This window comes from Petrotoga sp. 9T1HF07.CasAA.8.2 (assembly GCF_002895585.1).
GTDB classification, from domain to species: Bacteria; Thermotogota; Thermotogae; order Petrotogales; family Petrotogaceae; genus Petrotoga; species Petrotoga mobilis.
Genome location: NZ_AZRI01000007.1, coordinates 26,549 through 42,565, shown reverse-complemented (window position 1 = coordinate 42,565; position 16,017 = coordinate 26,549). Strand labels below are relative to the sequence as shown.

Here is a 16,017-nt window from a genome sequence, read left to right as displayed (position 1 = left end):
TTCAAAAAAACCTTGGGGATGCATACTCCCACCTAGCTAAACTAGAAACGACATCAAGAAATTGGGAGAATGCAATCAAAGCCTATGAAGAAGCACTGAAGGTTGAAATTCTAGAGCGCTTCCCAGAAGAGTATGCAGGGGTTCAAAAAAATCTTGGGGATGCATACTCCTACCTAGCTAAACTAGAAACGACATCAAGAAATTGGGAGAATGCAATCAAAGCCTATGAAGAAGCACTGAAGGTTGAAATTCTAGAGCGCTTCCCAGAAGAGTATGCTGGGGTTCAAATAAATCTTGTAGATGCGTACATCAAGCTAGCCGATATTGAAACGAAATCAGAGAATTGGAGGATTGCAATCAAAGCCTATGAAGAAGCGCTAAACGTAGGAATTCTTGAGCAATTCCCAAAAGATTATGCAATGGTTCAAAAAAATCTTGTGGATGCATACATCAAACTTGCTGGGATAGAGGCAACAAAAGGGAATTGGGGGAATGTGGTCAAAGCCTATAATGGTGCTCTGAAAGTTGGGACTCTTAAACGATACACAGAAGAGTATGCAATCACACAGAAAAACCTTGGAGATGCGTACATCAAGCTTGTCGACGTTGTGACGACATCAGAGAATTCGAAGAATGCAATCAAAGCCTATGAGAAAACACTTAATTTTTATACTTTTGAGCAATTTCCAGAAGAGCATGCAATTGTGCAAAAAAATCTTGTGGATGCGTACATCAAGCTAGCCGATATTGAAACGAAATCAGAGAATTGGAAGAATGTAATTAAAGCCTATGAAGAAGCGCTGAAAGTACAGATTCTTGAGCGATTCCCAAAAGATTATGCAATGGTGTTAAAAAATCTTGCGGTTGCCTACAACAAACTCGCTGGGGTAGAGGCAATAAGAGAGAATTGGGGAAATGCAATCAAAGCCTATAAAGAAGCGCTGAAGGTTGGACCTCTTGAGCGTTTTCCAGAAGAGTATGCTATCACACAAAAAAATCTTGGAGATGCGTATTTCAAGCTTGCAGGAGTAGAGGAAACAAAGGAGAATTGGGAGAATACAGTCAAAGCCTATAAAGAAGCGCTGAAGGTTGGACCTCTTGAGCGTTTTCCAGAAGAGTATGCTATCACACAAAAAAATCTTAGAGATGCCTACATCAAGCTTTCTGATATTGAAAAGGAATCAGAGTATTGGAAGAATGTAATCAAAGCCCATGAAGAAGCACTTAAGGTGTATACTCCTCAACAGTATCAAGGAGATTATGCAACGGTTAAAGAAAACCTTGGGGATGCATATTCCCAACTAGCTAAACTAGAAGCCACATCAGAAAATTGGAAGAATGCACTCAAAGCATACAAGGAAGCACTTAAAATATTTAAAGAAGAAAAATTTCCTTGGGAAATAATTGATTTAATAGAGTCGAAAATTTCCAAAGTGCAGGAAATTTTATATGAAAAATAGTCTTAGTTTTAACTAAAATTCACATTTAGGGGCTGAAAACTAAAGAATACAATTACAGTTTACAAGGAAGCACAAAATATATAAAGATAAGCTTTTTTGGAGGTTAGAGCTATAGGACATGAGGAAAAAATTGTTGGAAAATAAAGGAAGTTGGAAGTACAACATAAGAGCTAAAAGAATTGTGTGTCTGTTAGAGAAAAACTCTTTGATGATTTATCGAAAAGCACTAGCATTCGTCCTTTTGAAGCACACATTTCAGCGGAAGGTGTAGAATCAGGAGTTAATCAATCTAATGTACATAAAATATATTTAGGTTATGAAAAACCTCAAAAAGGAGTCGTTGTTAAATTCAAACTACCTAACGGCGAGAAAAAATACATTAGGGGTGAATAGATGATTCTATTTCATTCATAATTTCACTAATATCTATTGGAGAGAAGTGTAATATCTCCTCTTTTATATTTTTAAAGGTATCGATAAAATATTTATTTTGGTTTCCGGTACTTATTTCTAGTGAACATTCTATTAGTGCAGCCATTAGATCAGATGTTTTCACGTATGCTCCATAATCATTTTCGAATGGAGCATATATGTATTTTTCGTATTTTTTAATTTTCTCTTTCATAGCAATTTTATTATTGTACCAGTCTTTAATGAAGTCTTTTTCTATTTCTCCAATTATCTCTTCTAAGCCTCGTACTTTTCTTTTAGTGGGGCTTATCACATCACCTGTAAATGCTTCAGGCAAATCATGTAGTATAGAAGCAATCATAATATCGTAAATTTCTTTCATTTGTAAATTAGCTTTTAGAGCTAAAAGATAAGAAATTAAAAAAACGAAAAAAGTATGTGAAGCTACGGAACTTTTAATATTTCTATGATTTTTGTTCCATCTTATCATAGTCACCAATCTTGTTGATATTTCTAACAATTCATTAGCTAATTCTTCTATCTCTTTTTTATCTTGTATATCCATTTTTTTTATTTTCGTTTGGTTTTTTATTTTAGGTTCAGTGTAGTATTCAGGAAAGACTCTTTCGTTAATACTTGCTTCTTTTTGAGCAACGAGAAGGTTTATCATTCTAACTTTTTTTTCTATTTCTTCATCAAAGGCATAATGAATTAATAGTTTTGATCTAATATCGCTATCAAAATAAGATTCTACTTCTTTGTAGGTTTTGTTAATCACTTCATCCCAAAGTTTTTTGCCTTTTTCTTCAATTTTGCTTTTGGTAGCCAATGATATGTCTGATAATCTTATTTTGGGAATTGCTTCATATATTTTGTTGTGAAGTATTTTTACCAAATTTTCCTTAGATTCTTCGGAGAATACAAATATACTTAAAAGAAGGTTGTTGTATATGTTGTCGGATTCGCTAAATCTTACAATTGCAGGATTGTTGTTCCATCTGTAGACTGTAAACAAATTAGAACTTTCTAAAAGAAAATTACCAATGTTCATTTAATCACCTTCTTAATTGATTCAATATTTCGCTTTTGTATTTCTTAATTATTTTAACACATTTTTTAATTTATGATTATTTGAATTGATGGTATAATTTATTTTGTGCTTAGAATAGTGAAATGAGAAAGGGGTTTATATGTGAAAAGTATTTTCATCGCTGGAATTTCCGGGTCAATTGGTCAACAGGCTATAGAAGTGTTAAATAGCGGGTGGTTTAAAGACAATTTTAAGATAGTAGGAGGATCTGTTTATAAGAGTTGGGATAAATTAAAAGAAGCCATCGATAAATACGATCTGATTAGTGCTGGGATAGTTGAAAATATTGAAAATATGCCCAAAACTTTTAATGGTTGTCTCATTTTTACTGGCGCAGATGCAGTTGAAAGGAGCATGGAGTTTTGTAATCCTGATTACTCTCTGATCGCTACTTCTGGTTTTTCTGGGGTTAAAAACACCTTAAAGGCTTTAGAAGTTTCCCAGCGGGTCTGTTTGGCGAATAAAGAATCGATTGTGTGTGGTGGAAATTATGTTTTGGATTATGCTAGCAATCTCAAAAAAGAGATAATCCCTGTTGATAGCGAACACAGTGCAATATTTCAACTTTTGATGGGTGAAACCTCGACTCCAGAGAAGATTATATTAACGGCTAGCGGTGGAGCTTTAAGAGATTACCCAGTTGAAACCCTTGAAAATGTTTCAGTGGAAGAAGTATTGAACCATCCCGTTTGGTCGATGGGGAAAAGAATAACTGTTGATTCTGCATCGATGGTAAATAAGTCTCTTGAATTATTTGAAGCTTTTCATTTATTCAAAATAAATAATATCGAGGTTGCCATCAACAGAAACAGTAGGATTCATTCTATGGTTCAATTTTCTGACGGAGTAATTAAGATGCATTACGGTGTAGCAGATATGAAAATTCCAATAGCTTTTTCGATTTCTTATCCTGAACGAAATTTTGTTTTTGAAAAACCTAATTTATTTTCAGAGAAGATATATTTTGAGGGAGTAGATTTCAATAGATTCCCCGCTTTAAAATTAGCTTATAGCATTCTTGGGAAGGCTCCATTACAAAATGCATTTAACGCCGCAGATGAGGTTGCAGTGGATAGTTTTTTAAAAGGTACAATTAAATTTGGAGATATTTATCGTGTGATATACAAAACGGTAAATGAGGTGCAAACCCAGTATTCTTTTGCAAATAACTTGAGTTTTAATGATTTTGATGATATACTTAAAGTGGATAAAATCAGTAGAAATATAGCGAAAAAATATATTATGGAGGTTATCGAATGACGGTTTTATTATCAATTATTTGGTTTTTGATTATCATATCCGTTATTGTAGTTGTGCATGAATTTGGGCATTTTATTTTTGCGAAAATTTTTAAGACGAGAGTTGAAGAATTCTCTATTGGATTTGGGCCTGCATTATTCAAGATTCCTGGTAAAGAAACCACATTTCGCTTCAATATCATTCCATTGGGTGGTTATGTTAGATTGGCTGGTGAGGAAGTATTAGAAGAAGGTTATACTGATACTGATCCTGCACTGTTTTACAACAAAAAACCTTTCCAGAAATTTTTGATAGCTTTTGCAGGGCCCTTGTTTTCTTTCCTTTTAGGTTATTTTCTTTTTGTTGGAATAGCTGGTGTTTATGGTTTTCCAGAGGTAATGGTTGAAAGATTAGGAAGGGACAGCGTTGCTCTCCAAGCTGGTCTTGAACCTGGTGATATCATTAAAAAAGCAAATGGTGATTATGTATTTAATCCATCTATTTTAGAGTTGGAAATACCTTCTGGGAACCCATTAGAGTTAACTGTTGTAAGAAATGGGGAAGAAATTATTGTTACTTTAATTCCAGAACTTACGAATGAAAGAGCAATTTTTACTTTATACGGTATTGAAGATACTGAATCGCTCAATCTGAAAAACAAAGAGATTATTTTACTAAATGGCGAAGAAGATTTATACACTGTTATGAGTCGAATGGAAAGTGGTGATCCAATAGAGTTGCAGTTAGAAGATGGAACTATTATTGAAGGTAAGTTCTCCCAATATTCATATTTTCCTCCTATGTATGAAACAGGTATCGTGTACTCTACTTTTTCAAACGTTATCGCAAAAGGTAACGATGTTTTCATGCAAGGAGATAAAATAATCGAAATTAATGGTGTATCCATTAATAACGGGTCTGATTTGCAAAATGCAATTTATCGAATTCAATTAAATTCAGACGAATTAATGTTCGCTGTTTCAGGTAAAGAAGTTATTAATGAATATAAACCTTTTATAGATAATACCCTTGAGTTGCTAGTAGAGAGAAATGGACAGATAATTCATATTAATCTATCCAAAAACGAATTTTTAGATTTTATCGTTCAACCTGGAGTTTTAGAGGCCCCATACGAGAACTGGCATCCAAAAGGTATTGAAGCTCTTACTGCCCCTATTCAATGGGCAAATAATTTGATCTCTTTAACTTTCAGATCTTTTGGGCAGTTATTCACTGGCAGACTGAGTGCCGATCAGATAGCAGGTCCTGTTGGAGCTGCTGCCATAATAGGGCAGGCTGCAATGGTTGGATTCGATGCTATTTTAAATTTAACCGCTTTGATAACTATTAGTTTAGGAGTTTTTAATTTGATCCCAATACCTGGATTAGATGGCGGTAGAATCGTTTTTTCTATCTATGAAATAATAACTAGAAAAAGGGTAAGTCCAAAAGTCGAGGCGATAGTCAATACTATTGGATTTTTGTTCTTGATATTTTTGATGATTTTTGTCACTTATAACGATATAATGAGATTTTTCTAATGAGGTGCTTTATTGATGTTCTCACAAAAAGTAGTTGACGTTGGTGGGGTTAAGATTGGTGGAAAGTACCCCATTGTTATCCAAAGTATGACGAATACAGATACCTCAAATGTTGAGAAAACTCTGCTTCAAATTGAACGATTGAAAAATTCTGGTGCTCAGATTGTAAGGGTATCAGTGAGAAGTAAAGATGACATTCAACCCTTTAGTGAGATCGTAAAAAAAGCTAAAATACCTTTGGTTGCAGATATTCATTTTGACTATAGGTTAGCAATAGAGTCTATTAAAGCAGGTGCTTCGAAAGTAAGAATAAACCCGGGCAATATTGGCTCAGATGTTAAAATACGTGAAATAGTTAAAGTCGCTAAGGATTATAACGTCCCAATAAGAGTAGGGTCTAATTCTGGTTCGATTGCTAAGGAATTTTCTGATTTACCAAGACATAAAGCATTGGCTGAAAGCGCTTTAAAAGAAGTTAGCTTGTTAGAAAAAGAAGGTTTTTACGATATCGTTGTTTCTGTCAAATCTGTTGATGCAAAAGAAACCTTCGAAGCCAATAAATATCTTGCGGGTTTGATACCTTATCCTTTTCATATCGGAGTTACTGAAGCTGGCGTTTTTGAGGATGCTGTTATATTGTCTTCAGCAGGCTTAGGTTCTTTACTTATAAACGACATAGGAGATACCATCAGAATATCTATCAGTGGTGATCCGCTCAGGGAAGTCGAATTAGCAAAAGATTTGTTAATAGCATTAGGTTTAAAAAAAGGGGTAAGAGTCATAGCCTGTCCTACCTGTGCAAGGACAGAGATCGATGTTGAAAGTTTAGCCTACGAGGTAAAAAGAATTTTAAAAGGCAAAGAGGTTAAAAAAAATATTACGATAGCGGTCATGGGGTGTGTTGTTAATGGTCCTGGTGAAGCTAAACATTCTGATATTGCTATAGTTGGTACCAAAAATGGATCAGCGGCTATTTTTCTTAAAGGGGAGCTTTATGGAACAATTAAGAGAAATGATATAAAAGAGAAGCTTTTTGAAGTTATAGAGGTTTTTCAGAATTCTTAACTGAAGAAGGGAATATTATGGAGATAGATCCTATTACTGGAAAGAAAACTGATAAAGAGATGAAAAAGAAGAAGATAAAAAAATCAAAAGATCACAATATTTCTACTTCTGAAGTAAGGGAAAAAGAAGGTTTTTTCGATGTACTGGTCGATACGAATTTAAAAATTTCCGAAAGTGAATTAAAGAGTATGATTGATAATATTCTTAAACTTGGGAATTACTTTGTGAAGTCTCCAACTCAAGCTAATTTAAGTGGATACAGAAATTCAATCAAAGATTTCCTAAAAAGATTGGAAAAACATTGGTATGTGATAAAAAACGATCTTGATTTTAAAAACTCAACACCTCAACTACATATGGTTGCAGAGGTAGTTGATGGCAAACTCATGGAATTGACTGATATGATTTTAAAAAGAGAGAAAAATACATTACTATATGCATCGAAAATCGAACAAATAAACGGATTGATTTTAGATTTGTACAAATAAAAAATGGTATAGAAGGTGCTCCTTTTGAGTAACTCATTCTTTTATGATACAATAGAAAAAATTGAATCAAAAATAGATACAATTAAAGCAAGCTCCATGTGTTTTGTTTGTGAAGATAATTTCATTTTGCATAATTTCAGAGATGAATTATTAAATTCAGTTTCAGCCTTTAATAAATTAGATACCTTAATTATAAAGCCTTTTGGTGGAAATATTAAGATAGAACAAGTTAGGGATGTGGAAGAGTTTTTACTGTATAAACCTAACTATGCAAAGGTGAAGGTTGTTTTTTTTGAGGATATAGATAGATTGAATATAGAAGCGGCAAACGCTGCACTCAAATTAATCGAAGAGCCTCCTGACTTTGCTTTGGTATTTAGCACTACTACGCGGTGGAATTATTTGCTCCCTACCCTTAAAAGTCGTTTTATAAGGTATGATCTTTCGATTCCTTCAACTCTAATTGAGAATGTTAATAGCAAGTATGAGGAAATAGCAATTTATTTTAATTTTTTTCAACATTATGATTTAGGAGTTTTATTATTTCTTATTGATGAAAATACAGATGTTTCTAGAATTAAAGATGAGGTAGAGAGGATAGTTAATTCTTCAGCTAATAATCTTGATGAATTATTAAACAATTTTAAATTGTCACTCGATTTGTCAGAAAACAAATTGAAATTTGCTCTTTCATATTATAAATTGTGGGATATATTAATAAATTCAAACGATAAAGAGTTCTTTTATCTGATAAAAAATATTGCCCAAATAAAAAATGATGTGGAAAATTTATCTTTTTTACGTAATATATCTGCTTTAGGCTCGATTTTGTTGAGAGATTCGATGGTGTTTTTGAATTCTTCCAAGTGGAAATATTTTTGGAATAATTCACTTGTTTATTTCTTTGGATTAAATGAACATTCCGTTAATCTAGAGCAAATTAAAGATACTCTCTCATATCTGAACAGGATGTCTACGATGAGATTAGCTAACTTTAATTTCGAAATGGAAATATTTACTCATTTTTTTAGAATTAAGGGATGTTTTAGTAGAACTATTAAATAATAACAATAGGAGTGAAATCTTTTGATAGATCTAAAAGCCGAAGTTTATGGGGTAGAATTAGAAAGATTAGGTTCCATCAACTACTTTAGTTATTTAGGGATGGAAAAAATCAATATATTTGACTATGTTTTGGTTCAAACAGAAAACGGAATAGAAGTTGGTAGGGTTGTGTTAGGACCTGTTACTATGAGGTTTGAAGAAATTGGTTATGAACCAAACTCAATAGTTAGAAAAGTTGGAGATGAAGACAAAAAACAAATAGAAGAAAATGTTGAAAAGGCTAAAGAAGTAGCACAATACGCAAAACAAATGGTTAGAGAATTAGGTTTAAAAATGAGAATTCTTGATGCCGATTTTACTTTTGATAGATCAAAATTAGTAATTTACTTTGGTTCCGATGTCAGAATAGATTTCAGAGAATTGGTAAAGATATTAGCAAAAAGGTACAAAACAAGAATTGAACTTAAACAGGTAGGAGCTAGAGATGAAGTAAAGAAGATTGGATCAATTGGTTTATGTGGGCAAGAAGCTTGTTGTAGTAGATTTTTGAGAGATTTTTCTTCTATAAAAATGGAACTTGCAAAGACGCAACAGATGATGATTAACACCGCTAAAATCTCAGGCAGATGCGGGAAACTTCTTTGTTGCTTAAAATATGAGAATGATTTTTATAAAGAGGTCCTTAAAAATGTGCCAAATGAGAATACTACAATAGAATACGAAGGAAAGCCAGCCAGAGTCGTAACGGTCAATGTGTTCTTAAAAGAAGTTTCATTGCAAGTAATAGAAGAAAATCAACCTATCATAATTAAAGTTCCTTTTTCCTATTTCAACAACGGTAATTCTTAAAATCAACTGCCTCCGTCTAACGACGAAGGTGGAAAGGCTATGAGAAGATGGTTAAGGTTATTTCAAAGAAAGGATGAATATGGATATTAAATATCCTGAAAGGAGTGAGAAAAACTACTGCATTCCTTTCGTTACTAAAATAGTTAGTCTGCTGCAGTAGTTTTTTGTGAACATATGAGAACGATTGCAATTGTATTCATAACTATCGGTATTTTGTTTGTAATCATTGGGTTGATGTTTGCGTTTAATATAAAACTCGGAAGACTTCCTGGAGATATAATAATAAAAAGAGAAAACTTTGTTTTATATATTCCCATTACAACAATGCTTATTGTAAGTGGAATAATCACATTGCTATCAATTATCATTCGAAGATTTTTCTAATATCTAATACTAGATCTAAATTCTTTGGAGGTGGATTCATTGAAAAAAAGTTTAAAAGAACTAAAAAGTTTGTCGTTAATCGCCAGAGGAGATATCCTGAAGATGACCACTGTAGCTAATTCTGGTCATCCTGCAGGGTCTATGTCTTCAATTGACATGTTTTTATCGGTTTTAAATAGGGCAAATATTTTCCCAGAGGATCCTTTCAACCCAGATAGAGATAGGATTGTGGTTAGTCACGGGCATACTTCCCCTGGTTTTTATACAGCTTTAGGGAGAATGGGCTTTATAGATATCGAAGAAGTTATTTCGGGATTCAGATATGCTGGAAGTATATTTGAAGGACATGTTACCCGCGGAATACCGGGTGTTGAGTGGTCAACAGGGAATTTAGGTCAAGGTTTATCTGCTGGGGTAGGAATGGCTTTGGCAGCTAAAAAGAGGAAAAAAGATTATAGAGTTTACGTTTTTAGTAGTGATGGAGAAAGTTCGAAAGGGCAGATTGCAGAAGCAAGGAGAACTGCTATAAAAGAAGGCCTAAATAACCTAATTGTTCTACTGGATTACAATGATATTCAAATATCCGGTAGAGCCAGAGATATATTATCAGTAAATATAGTTGGCGAATACAAAGCAGCTGGTTGGAACGTAATAGAAATTGATGGTCATGATTTTGAGCAGATCAATAAGGCGTTGGAAGTGGCCGAAAATGAACCATTAAGACCAACAGTGATTGTAGGCAAGACAATTATAGGGAAAGGTGTTTCTTTTATGGAAAACACTCCGACCTATCACGGTAAAGCGCTCACCAAGGAACAATTAAGTAAGGCTTTAGAAGAATTAGGTTTAGAGAACGATTTGGAAAAGTACATTGAAAGAAGAAAAAATATTACCTTAAATAGGGATAAGCTAAATTATCCAAATATTGAATTAAAGGTTGAAACGGGGCAACCTATAGTTTATGAGAAGGGGACAAAGGTTGCTAATCGTAACGCATTTGGGAACGCTATTGCTGATCTTGCAAAACTGAATAAGGATAACTTTCCAGTAGTCGCTATTGATTGTGATTTGAAACCATCCGTTAATTTGGGAAAGTTTGAAAAAGTCAATCCTGAAGGCTACATTCAAATTGGCATTGAGGAACATAACGCTGCTACGATTGGTGGAGCATTGTCTGTTAGTGGAGTATTAACTTTTTTCGCTGATTTTGGAGTATTTGGTTTAGATGAGGTATTTAATCAGCAAAGATTAAACGATATTAATCACACTAATTTAAAGACCGTTGTCACCCATTGTGGTATGGATGTTGGAGAAGATGGTAAGACCCATCATGAAGTCAATTATATTGGGATAGTCAGAAGCTTATACCATACTAAACTGATCGTACCTTGTGATGCAAATCAAACTGATAAAGCGATTAGGTACGCTGCAAAAGTTCCTGGTAACTTTGTGATTGCTATGGGAAGATCAAACCTTCCAATTTTGTTAGATGAAAAAGGCGACGTTTATTACGGTAACGATTATAACTTTGAGTATGGGAAGTTGGATATTTTTAGAAAAGGCAAAGACCTAACAGTATTCACATACGGAAGCTTTGCTCATTTAGCGGTTGAAGCAGCTGATAAGTTGAAAGAAGAAAATATTCAAATTACAGTAATTGGCGTACCGACTCCTTTGGATTTTGACCTTATACAGATTAAAGAATTTGTTGACAATACTATTGTGTTAACTTTAGAAGACCACAACGTAGAAAATGGTTTGTCAAATGAATTATCAAAAGCTATGATCAGAAATTCTTTGAAACCCTCTTATTTTGAACCTATGGGATTAAGAGACTATACACCGTCTGGAACAATCAATGATTTGCTAAAGATTTATGGATATGACGTAGAATCACTGGTAAAAAAGATGAAAGGATTAATTGAAAACAAATGAAATATGAAGATAATTTAAAATTGTCTTTGCAAGAGGAAGAAACGCTAAAAAGTGCAAAAAAGATTCTTCTTCTACCAGCATGTGTCAATGAAAAGTTGCTGTTTGAAGCGTTGTGTCATAAATCGTATGTTTTCGATAGCGAAAATATTCAAAGAAGACTGGATTCTAATGAAAGGTTAGAATTTCTCGGAGATGCCGTTTTGGAGTTAGTTATCTCCGAGTTTCTTTACAACAACTATTATCTTTCCGAAGGAGAAATGTCAAAGGCGAGGGCTATTATAGGGAGCGAAGTCATTTTGGCTGAAGTCGCTTTAAAACTAGGGTTAGATAATTTTATTTTTTTAAGTAAGGGGGAAGACAAACAAAGTGGTCGAAGAAAAAAGTCAATTTTATCCGATACTATGGAAGCAGTGTTTGCTTGTATTTATATAAGTTGTGGATATGAAAAGGTAAAGAAGTATATAATAAAAAACATGAAGGAATACATTGAAAATGCTGTTGAAGGCAATATTTTTCTTGATTATAAAACAAAGTTACAAGAACTAACTCAAGAAAAAACAAAAAAATTGCCTGAATATGTGTTATTAAGTGCTTCTGGGCCATCACATATGAAAAAATACAAGGTGGCTGTTAAACTAGATGATGAGATACTTGGCATAGGTGAAGGTTTTTCAAAGAAAATTGCCGAACAATTAGCAGCAAAAATTGCTTGTGAGAAGTTTTTGAACTCTATTGGTGGGAATGATGTCGTTGATTAAAGAGATTGAATTCGTTATTTTAAAGAATACCTCTTCGATATCATTAACAGGAAATTATTGTTTTCTGAACTGTAAACATTGTGGTGGGCACTATCTAAATAATATGGCCAGAATAAAAGATATAGAAGATTTAGTAAAAAATGGATTCACTTCTTTTTTAATTAGTGGTGGATTACTACCTGATGGGAAGGTTCCAATAGCAATTTTTGAAGATATACTATATAATCTAAAAACTAGATATAATTTGAAATATAATGTACATACTGGCTACGTGGATGAAAAAGACATCCAGATTTTAAAAAAGCTTGCAAATACCGTATCTTTTGATTTGGTTGGAGATCAGCAAACGGTAAAAGAGGTTTATGAGGAATTGGATTTTGAGAAGATTTGGTCTTCATTTGAGTTGCTTGTAAAGAATGATTTTGACGTTAAACCACATATTACTATAGGTTTGAATAAAGGTGAATTCTCTCATGAAATAAAAGCGATTGAAAAATTAAAAAAAATTCGAGATCGAATAGAGGAAATAATATTTCTCGTTTTTATACCCACCGTTGGGACTGAATTTTATTCTTATCAACCTCCAAAAGTGTCTGAAGTTGTTTCTTTTCTCTCAAAGGTAAGAAAAGATTTTCCACATAAAAAGTTAACTTTAGGCTGCATGCATCCTAAAGGGAAATATAGAGAAGAGCTACAAACCAACCTTTTAGGTATTGTAAATAAAATTGTTCAACCTATTGGCAAAGTTATCGAAAAAGCTGAAAGAGAAAATTACCGGATTAGTTATAGTTACGAATGTTGTGCTTTCCCTTCCAATGAGATGGGTGATAGGATGGGAAGCGGGACTAAGGGAGACTCAAAATAATATTTTAGTATCTTTAAACACAGTATGATAGATTTAGGCACTTTAGAAATAAAAAGATTTTCAAAAATAAGATTTTGATTTTAAAAGGGTTACAGGGCGGAGCCCTCCCCCACCCATCCGGGCGGGTTGCTGGGCGAAGGGGAGCTAAAGGAGATTGTATGTAAGTAAGAATGATAGATAATTGTGGAGGTTATAATTATAAGATGGAAATTTTACCTTCTTACATGAAGTTATACGAGTCAGGTGAACTTCATAAAAGACGTGATTATTTGATGAAACGATTAGAAAAATGTGATCTTTGCCCTCGGCAGTGTAAAGTAAATAGGTTAACAAATGTTGGAACTTGTAGGGTCGGGAACGAAATAAAAATTTCCGAGTATGTTCTTTATCCTGGAGAAGAGCCTGTATTGCAAGGAGAAAATGGTGCAGGTGGTATTTTCTTTAGCAATTGTACGATGAGGTGTGTCTATTGTCAGAATTTTAATTTTAGTCAACTGGGTTTCGGAAAGAACATTTCAACAATCGACTTAGCAGAAATTTTCTTAAAATTACAGAATGAAATGAAGGCTGCCAATTTAGATTTGGTAACAGCCACTCCATACTTACCTTTTATTTTTGACGCTTTAATATATGCAATAGAACGTGGATTTAGATTACCTATAGTGTGGAATACATCATCTTATGAAAGAATAGACACTTTAAAGATGATGGAGGATGTCGTTGATATATATTTAGCTGATATAAGGTATACTAGTAACATAGTTAGTAAAAGGTTTTCAGGAGTAAAGGATTACTGGAGTAATGTTCAAATAGCTGTTAAAGAGATGTATCGTCAGATTGGTGAAACTTTTATAGTAGATGAAAAGTCTAACATTTTGAAAAGAGGAATAATAATTCGTATTTTAGTTTTACCCAATCTAATAAACCAAGCGAAAGAAGCCTTAAAATTCTTAAAGTATGATGTTTCCGAAAAGGTACATGTCAGTTTAATGGACCAGTACGTTCCGGTTTATAAGGCAAAAAATCATGAAAAATTATCAAGGTATTTATACAAATCAGAATATCAGGAAGTAGTAGACTATTTGTATGAATTAGGATTTGAAAATGGTTGGATTCAGACTCACAATTTAAAAGAAGAGGATAAAGTAAAAGAAGTTTTTTCAACGTTACAATAAACCTTAGTAACCACCAGAGGGGTGATCTTATGATAGAAATAGAATTGATAAAGTACGTTCTTGATCAGTTACAAGATGGAGTGATGATCGTAGATGAAAGGGAAAAGATTTTTTACATAAACGACTCCGCCTGTAAGATTTTAGGGGTTGATAAAGAAAAAATAATAAGGCAAAATGTAGTTGAAAATGTTCCAAACACAAGATTGCATATTGTTTTAAGAACCGGGGAACCAGAATACGACAAATTACAAAGTTTAGGGGATAAGGTTATTTTAACTTCCCGCATCCCTATAAAAAATGATAATAATGAAACTATCGCAGTTGCCGCTGTCTTCAGAGATATCACCACATTACAAAAGTTAGCCGAAGAGATTACTAATCTAAGAGAAATGGAGGCGCTCTTAAGTTCCATAATTGATTCTACTTCCGATGCTATTTCCGTAGCTGATCAAGAAGGTCGTGTTACCATGGTCAACAGAGCTTATACAAGAATCACAGGGCTAACACCAAGGGAGGTCATTGGTAAACCTGCCACTATAGATTTAGCAGAAGGTGAAAGTTTACATATTCAATGTGCAAGAGAGAAAAAACCTATATACAATGTAAAAAAAAGATTGGCTACGAACAAAAAAGAAGTAGTAGCAAGCGTCACCCCACTTTTTGTTAAAAATGAGTTTAAGGGAAGCGTCGCCGTTATTCATGACATTTCCGAAATTCAAAGATTGATAAACGAATTAGAAGCTACAAAAAGGATGTTGAAAAAAGAAAGTGCCACACATACCTTTGATGATTTAGTCGTTAAATCTGAAATTATGAAAGATGTTGTTGCCCAAGCAAGTAAAGTAGCCTCAGTAGACGTCAACCTTTTATTAATAGGCGAATTTGGAGTAGGGAAAGAGGTACTAGCACAAGCTATTCACAACGCAAGTGCGAGGAAAGAGGGACCGTATCTCAAATTAAACTTTTCTTTGATCCCAAGAGAAAGACAAGAAGAATACCTTTTTGGGGAGAATAGTTATCTGGCACAAGCGAATGAAGGGACCCTTTTTTTGGAAAATATTGATCTCATGGATATAGAAATGCAAAGAAAACTTTTAGCTTTCCTTAAAGACAATGTTTTTGATACCAATTATTACGATTTTATTCCTGATGTTAGGTTCATTTTTGCAACTACTGAAGATTTAAAGATTCTTTCTGGTTTGGGTAAATTTTCTAAAGAGCTTTTATACAAAATTTCAGTAGTAAATATAGAAGTTCCACCGTTAAGAGAAAGAAAGGAAGACATTCCTGAACTTGCTCAGCAACTATTACATAATCTAAATAGAAAGTATGGAAGAATAGTTTATGGATTTACTGAAGATGCCTTGAAGAAATTGATGAATTATTCGTGGCCTGGGAACATAAGAGAGTTGGAAAACGTTATTGACCGGGCTATGTTGGCAATGGACAACAGCGATTCCATAGTTACTTCCACGCACATTCCCGATTTGATAGAAAAGGTTGAAGAAGTCACAGGAACGCTTAAGGAAATGACAGAAGATTTCGAAAAAAAGATAATTCTGGAAATCCTTGAAGCAAGTCACGGTAATAAAACAGAAGTTGCACGTAAACTAGGGTTAACTGTGAGAAATCTTTATTATAAGCTAGATAGGTATGGGATCAAGTAAAGATTTAAAATGAATAGGGGGATGA

14 protein-coding genes and 1 pseudogene are annotated in these 16,017 nt (G+C 33.6%); 14 read left to right on the top strand and 1 reads right to left on the bottom strand.

The annotated features are described in order from the left end of the window. A pseudogene (locus tag X925_RS01210) lies at positions 1 to 1,460 on the top strand (tetratricopeptide repeat protein); the annotation flags it as partial. Positions 1,461 to 1,643: 183 nt separating this feature from the next. Continuing rightward, complete coding sequence (locus tag X925_RS01205; RefSeq protein WP_012209721.1) at positions 1,644 to 1,853, top strand: hypothetical protein; 210 nt, start codon at positions 1,644 to 1,646, stop codon at positions 1,851 to 1,853. Here X925_RS01205 and X925_RS01200 read toward each other — a convergent pair. Next, a complete protein-coding gene (locus tag X925_RS01200) occupies positions 1,840 to 2,922 on the bottom strand; it encodes a YfbR-like 5'-deoxynucleotidase (protein ID WP_121958911.1) in 1,083 nt (360 codons plus the stop codon). The genes X925_RS01205 and X925_RS01200 overlap by 14 nt on opposite strands. Positions 2,923 to 3,063: 141 nt before the next feature. Between X925_RS01200 and X925_RS01195 the strand changes: the two genes are divergently transcribed. The 12 genes from X925_RS01195 to X925_RS01140 all read left to right on the top strand — a co-directional run bounded on the left by X925_RS01195 (position 3,064) and on the right by X925_RS01140 (position 15,992). Further along, positions 3,064 to 4,221: a 1-deoxy-D-xylulose-5-phosphate reductoisomerase gene (locus X925_RS01195; protein WP_121958910.1), complete on the top strand. Its 1,158-nt coding sequence runs from the start codon at positions 3,064 to 3,066 to the stop codon at positions 4,219 to 4,221. Then, a complete protein-coding gene (locus X925_RS01190; protein WP_121958909.1) occupies positions 4,218 to 5,741 on the top strand; it encodes a site-2 protease family protein in 1,524 nt (507 codons plus the stop codon). Before X925_RS01195 ends, X925_RS01190 begins: the two co-directional genes overlap by 4 nt. A gap of 15 nt (positions 5,742 to 5,756) precedes the next feature. After that, positions 5,757 to 6,806: a flavodoxin-dependent (E)-4-hydroxy-3-methylbut-2-enyl-diphosphate synthase gene (ispG, locus tag X925_RS01185; RefSeq protein WP_121958908.1), complete on the top strand. Its 1,050-nt coding sequence runs from the start codon at positions 5,757 to 5,759 to the stop codon at positions 6,804 to 6,806. A 17-nt stretch (positions 6,807 to 6,823) separates the two neighbouring features. Beyond that, entirely contained in the window at positions 6,824 to 7,294 is a 471-nt protein-coding gene (locus tag X925_RS01180; RefSeq protein WP_121958907.1) for a YaaR family protein, read from the top strand. Between the two features lie 24 nt (positions 7,295 to 7,318). After that, the gene (locus X925_RS01175; RefSeq protein ID WP_121958906.1) at positions 7,319 to 8,359 is read left to right on the top strand and encodes a hypothetical protein; all 1,041 of its coding nucleotides are present in this window, start codon (positions 7,319 to 7,321) and stop codon (positions 8,357 to 8,359) included. 21 nt (positions 8,360 to 8,380) lie between these two features. Then, positions 8,381 to 9,208, top strand: a complete 828-nt coding sequence (locus X925_RS01170) for a regulatory iron-sulfur-containing complex subunit RicT (protein WP_121958905.1) — start codon at positions 8,381 to 8,383, stop codon at positions 9,206 to 9,208. A gap of 174 nt (positions 9,209 to 9,382) precedes the next feature. Continuing rightward, positions 9,383 to 9,592, top strand: coding sequence for a DUF2905 domain-containing protein (locus X925_RS01165; protein WP_121958904.1), 210 nt, complete (start codon positions 9,383 to 9,385; stop codon positions 9,590 to 9,592). Between the two features lie 39 nt (positions 9,593 to 9,631). Further along, positions 9,632 to 11,527: a transketolase gene (locus tag X925_RS01160; protein ID WP_121958903.1), complete on the top strand. Its 1,896-nt coding sequence runs from the start codon at positions 9,632 to 9,634 to the stop codon at positions 11,525 to 11,527. Continuing rightward, entirely contained in the window at positions 11,524 to 12,285 is a 762-nt protein-coding gene (gene rnc, locus X925_RS01155; protein WP_121958902.1) for a ribonuclease III, read from the top strand. The genes X925_RS01160 and rnc overlap by 4 nt, the downstream gene beginning before the upstream one ends. Next, positions 12,272 to 13,150 carry a radical SAM protein gene (locus X925_RS01150; protein WP_121958901.1) on the top strand — a complete coding sequence of 293 codons (879 nt, stop codon included), beginning with the start codon at positions 12,272 to 12,274 and terminating at the stop codon, positions 13,148 to 13,150. Before rnc ends, X925_RS01150 begins: the two co-directional genes overlap by 14 nt. Positions 13,151 to 13,353: 203 nt before the next feature. Further along, entirely contained in the window at positions 13,354 to 14,325 is a 972-nt protein-coding gene (locus X925_RS01145; RefSeq protein WP_121958900.1) for a radical SAM protein, read from the top strand. 29 nt (positions 14,326 to 14,354) lie between these two features. Beyond that, complete coding sequence (locus X925_RS01140) at positions 14,355 to 15,992, top strand: sigma-54-dependent Fis family transcriptional regulator (protein WP_121958899.1); 1,638 nt, start codon at positions 14,355 to 14,357, stop codon at positions 15,990 to 15,992. Positions 15,993 to 16,017 lie beyond the last annotated feature (25 nt).

What these genes read in the sequence shown, in the direction of transcription:
- X925_RS01140 (WP_121958899.1), top strand. Translation starts at nt 14,355, where the DNA reads ATGATAGAAATAGAATTGATAAAGTACGTTCTTGATCAGTTACAAGAT.
- X925_RS01165 (WP_121958904.1), top strand. Translation starts at nt 9,383, where the DNA reads ATGAGAACGATTGCAATTGTATTCATAACTATCGGTATTTTGTTTGTA.
- rnc (WP_121958902.1), top strand. Translation starts at nt 11,524, where the DNA reads ATGAAATATGAAGATAATTTAAAATTGTCTTTGCAAGAGGAAGAAACG.
- X925_RS01180 (WP_121958907.1), top strand. Translation starts at nt 6,824, where the DNA reads ATGGAGATAGATCCTATTACTGGAAAGAAAACTGATAAAGAGATGAAA.
- X925_RS01190 (WP_121958909.1), top strand. Translation starts at nt 4,218, where the DNA reads ATGACGGTTTTATTATCAATTATTTGGTTTTTGATTATCATATCCGTT.
- X925_RS01150 (WP_121958901.1), top strand. Translation starts at nt 12,272, where the DNA reads ATGTCGTTGATTAAAGAGATTGAATTCGTTATTTTAAAGAATACCTCT.
- X925_RS01145 (WP_121958900.1), top strand. Translation starts at nt 13,354, where the DNA reads ATGGAAATTTTACCTTCTTACATGAAGTTATACGAGTCAGGTGAACTT.
- X925_RS01200 (WP_121958911.1), bottom strand. Translation starts at nt 2,922, where the DNA reads ATGAACATTGGTAATTTTCTTTTAGAAAGTTCTAATTTGTTTACAGTC.
- ispG (WP_121958908.1), top strand. Translation starts at nt 5,757, where the DNA reads ATGTTCTCACAAAAAGTAGTTGACGTTGGTGGGGTTAAGATTGGTGGA.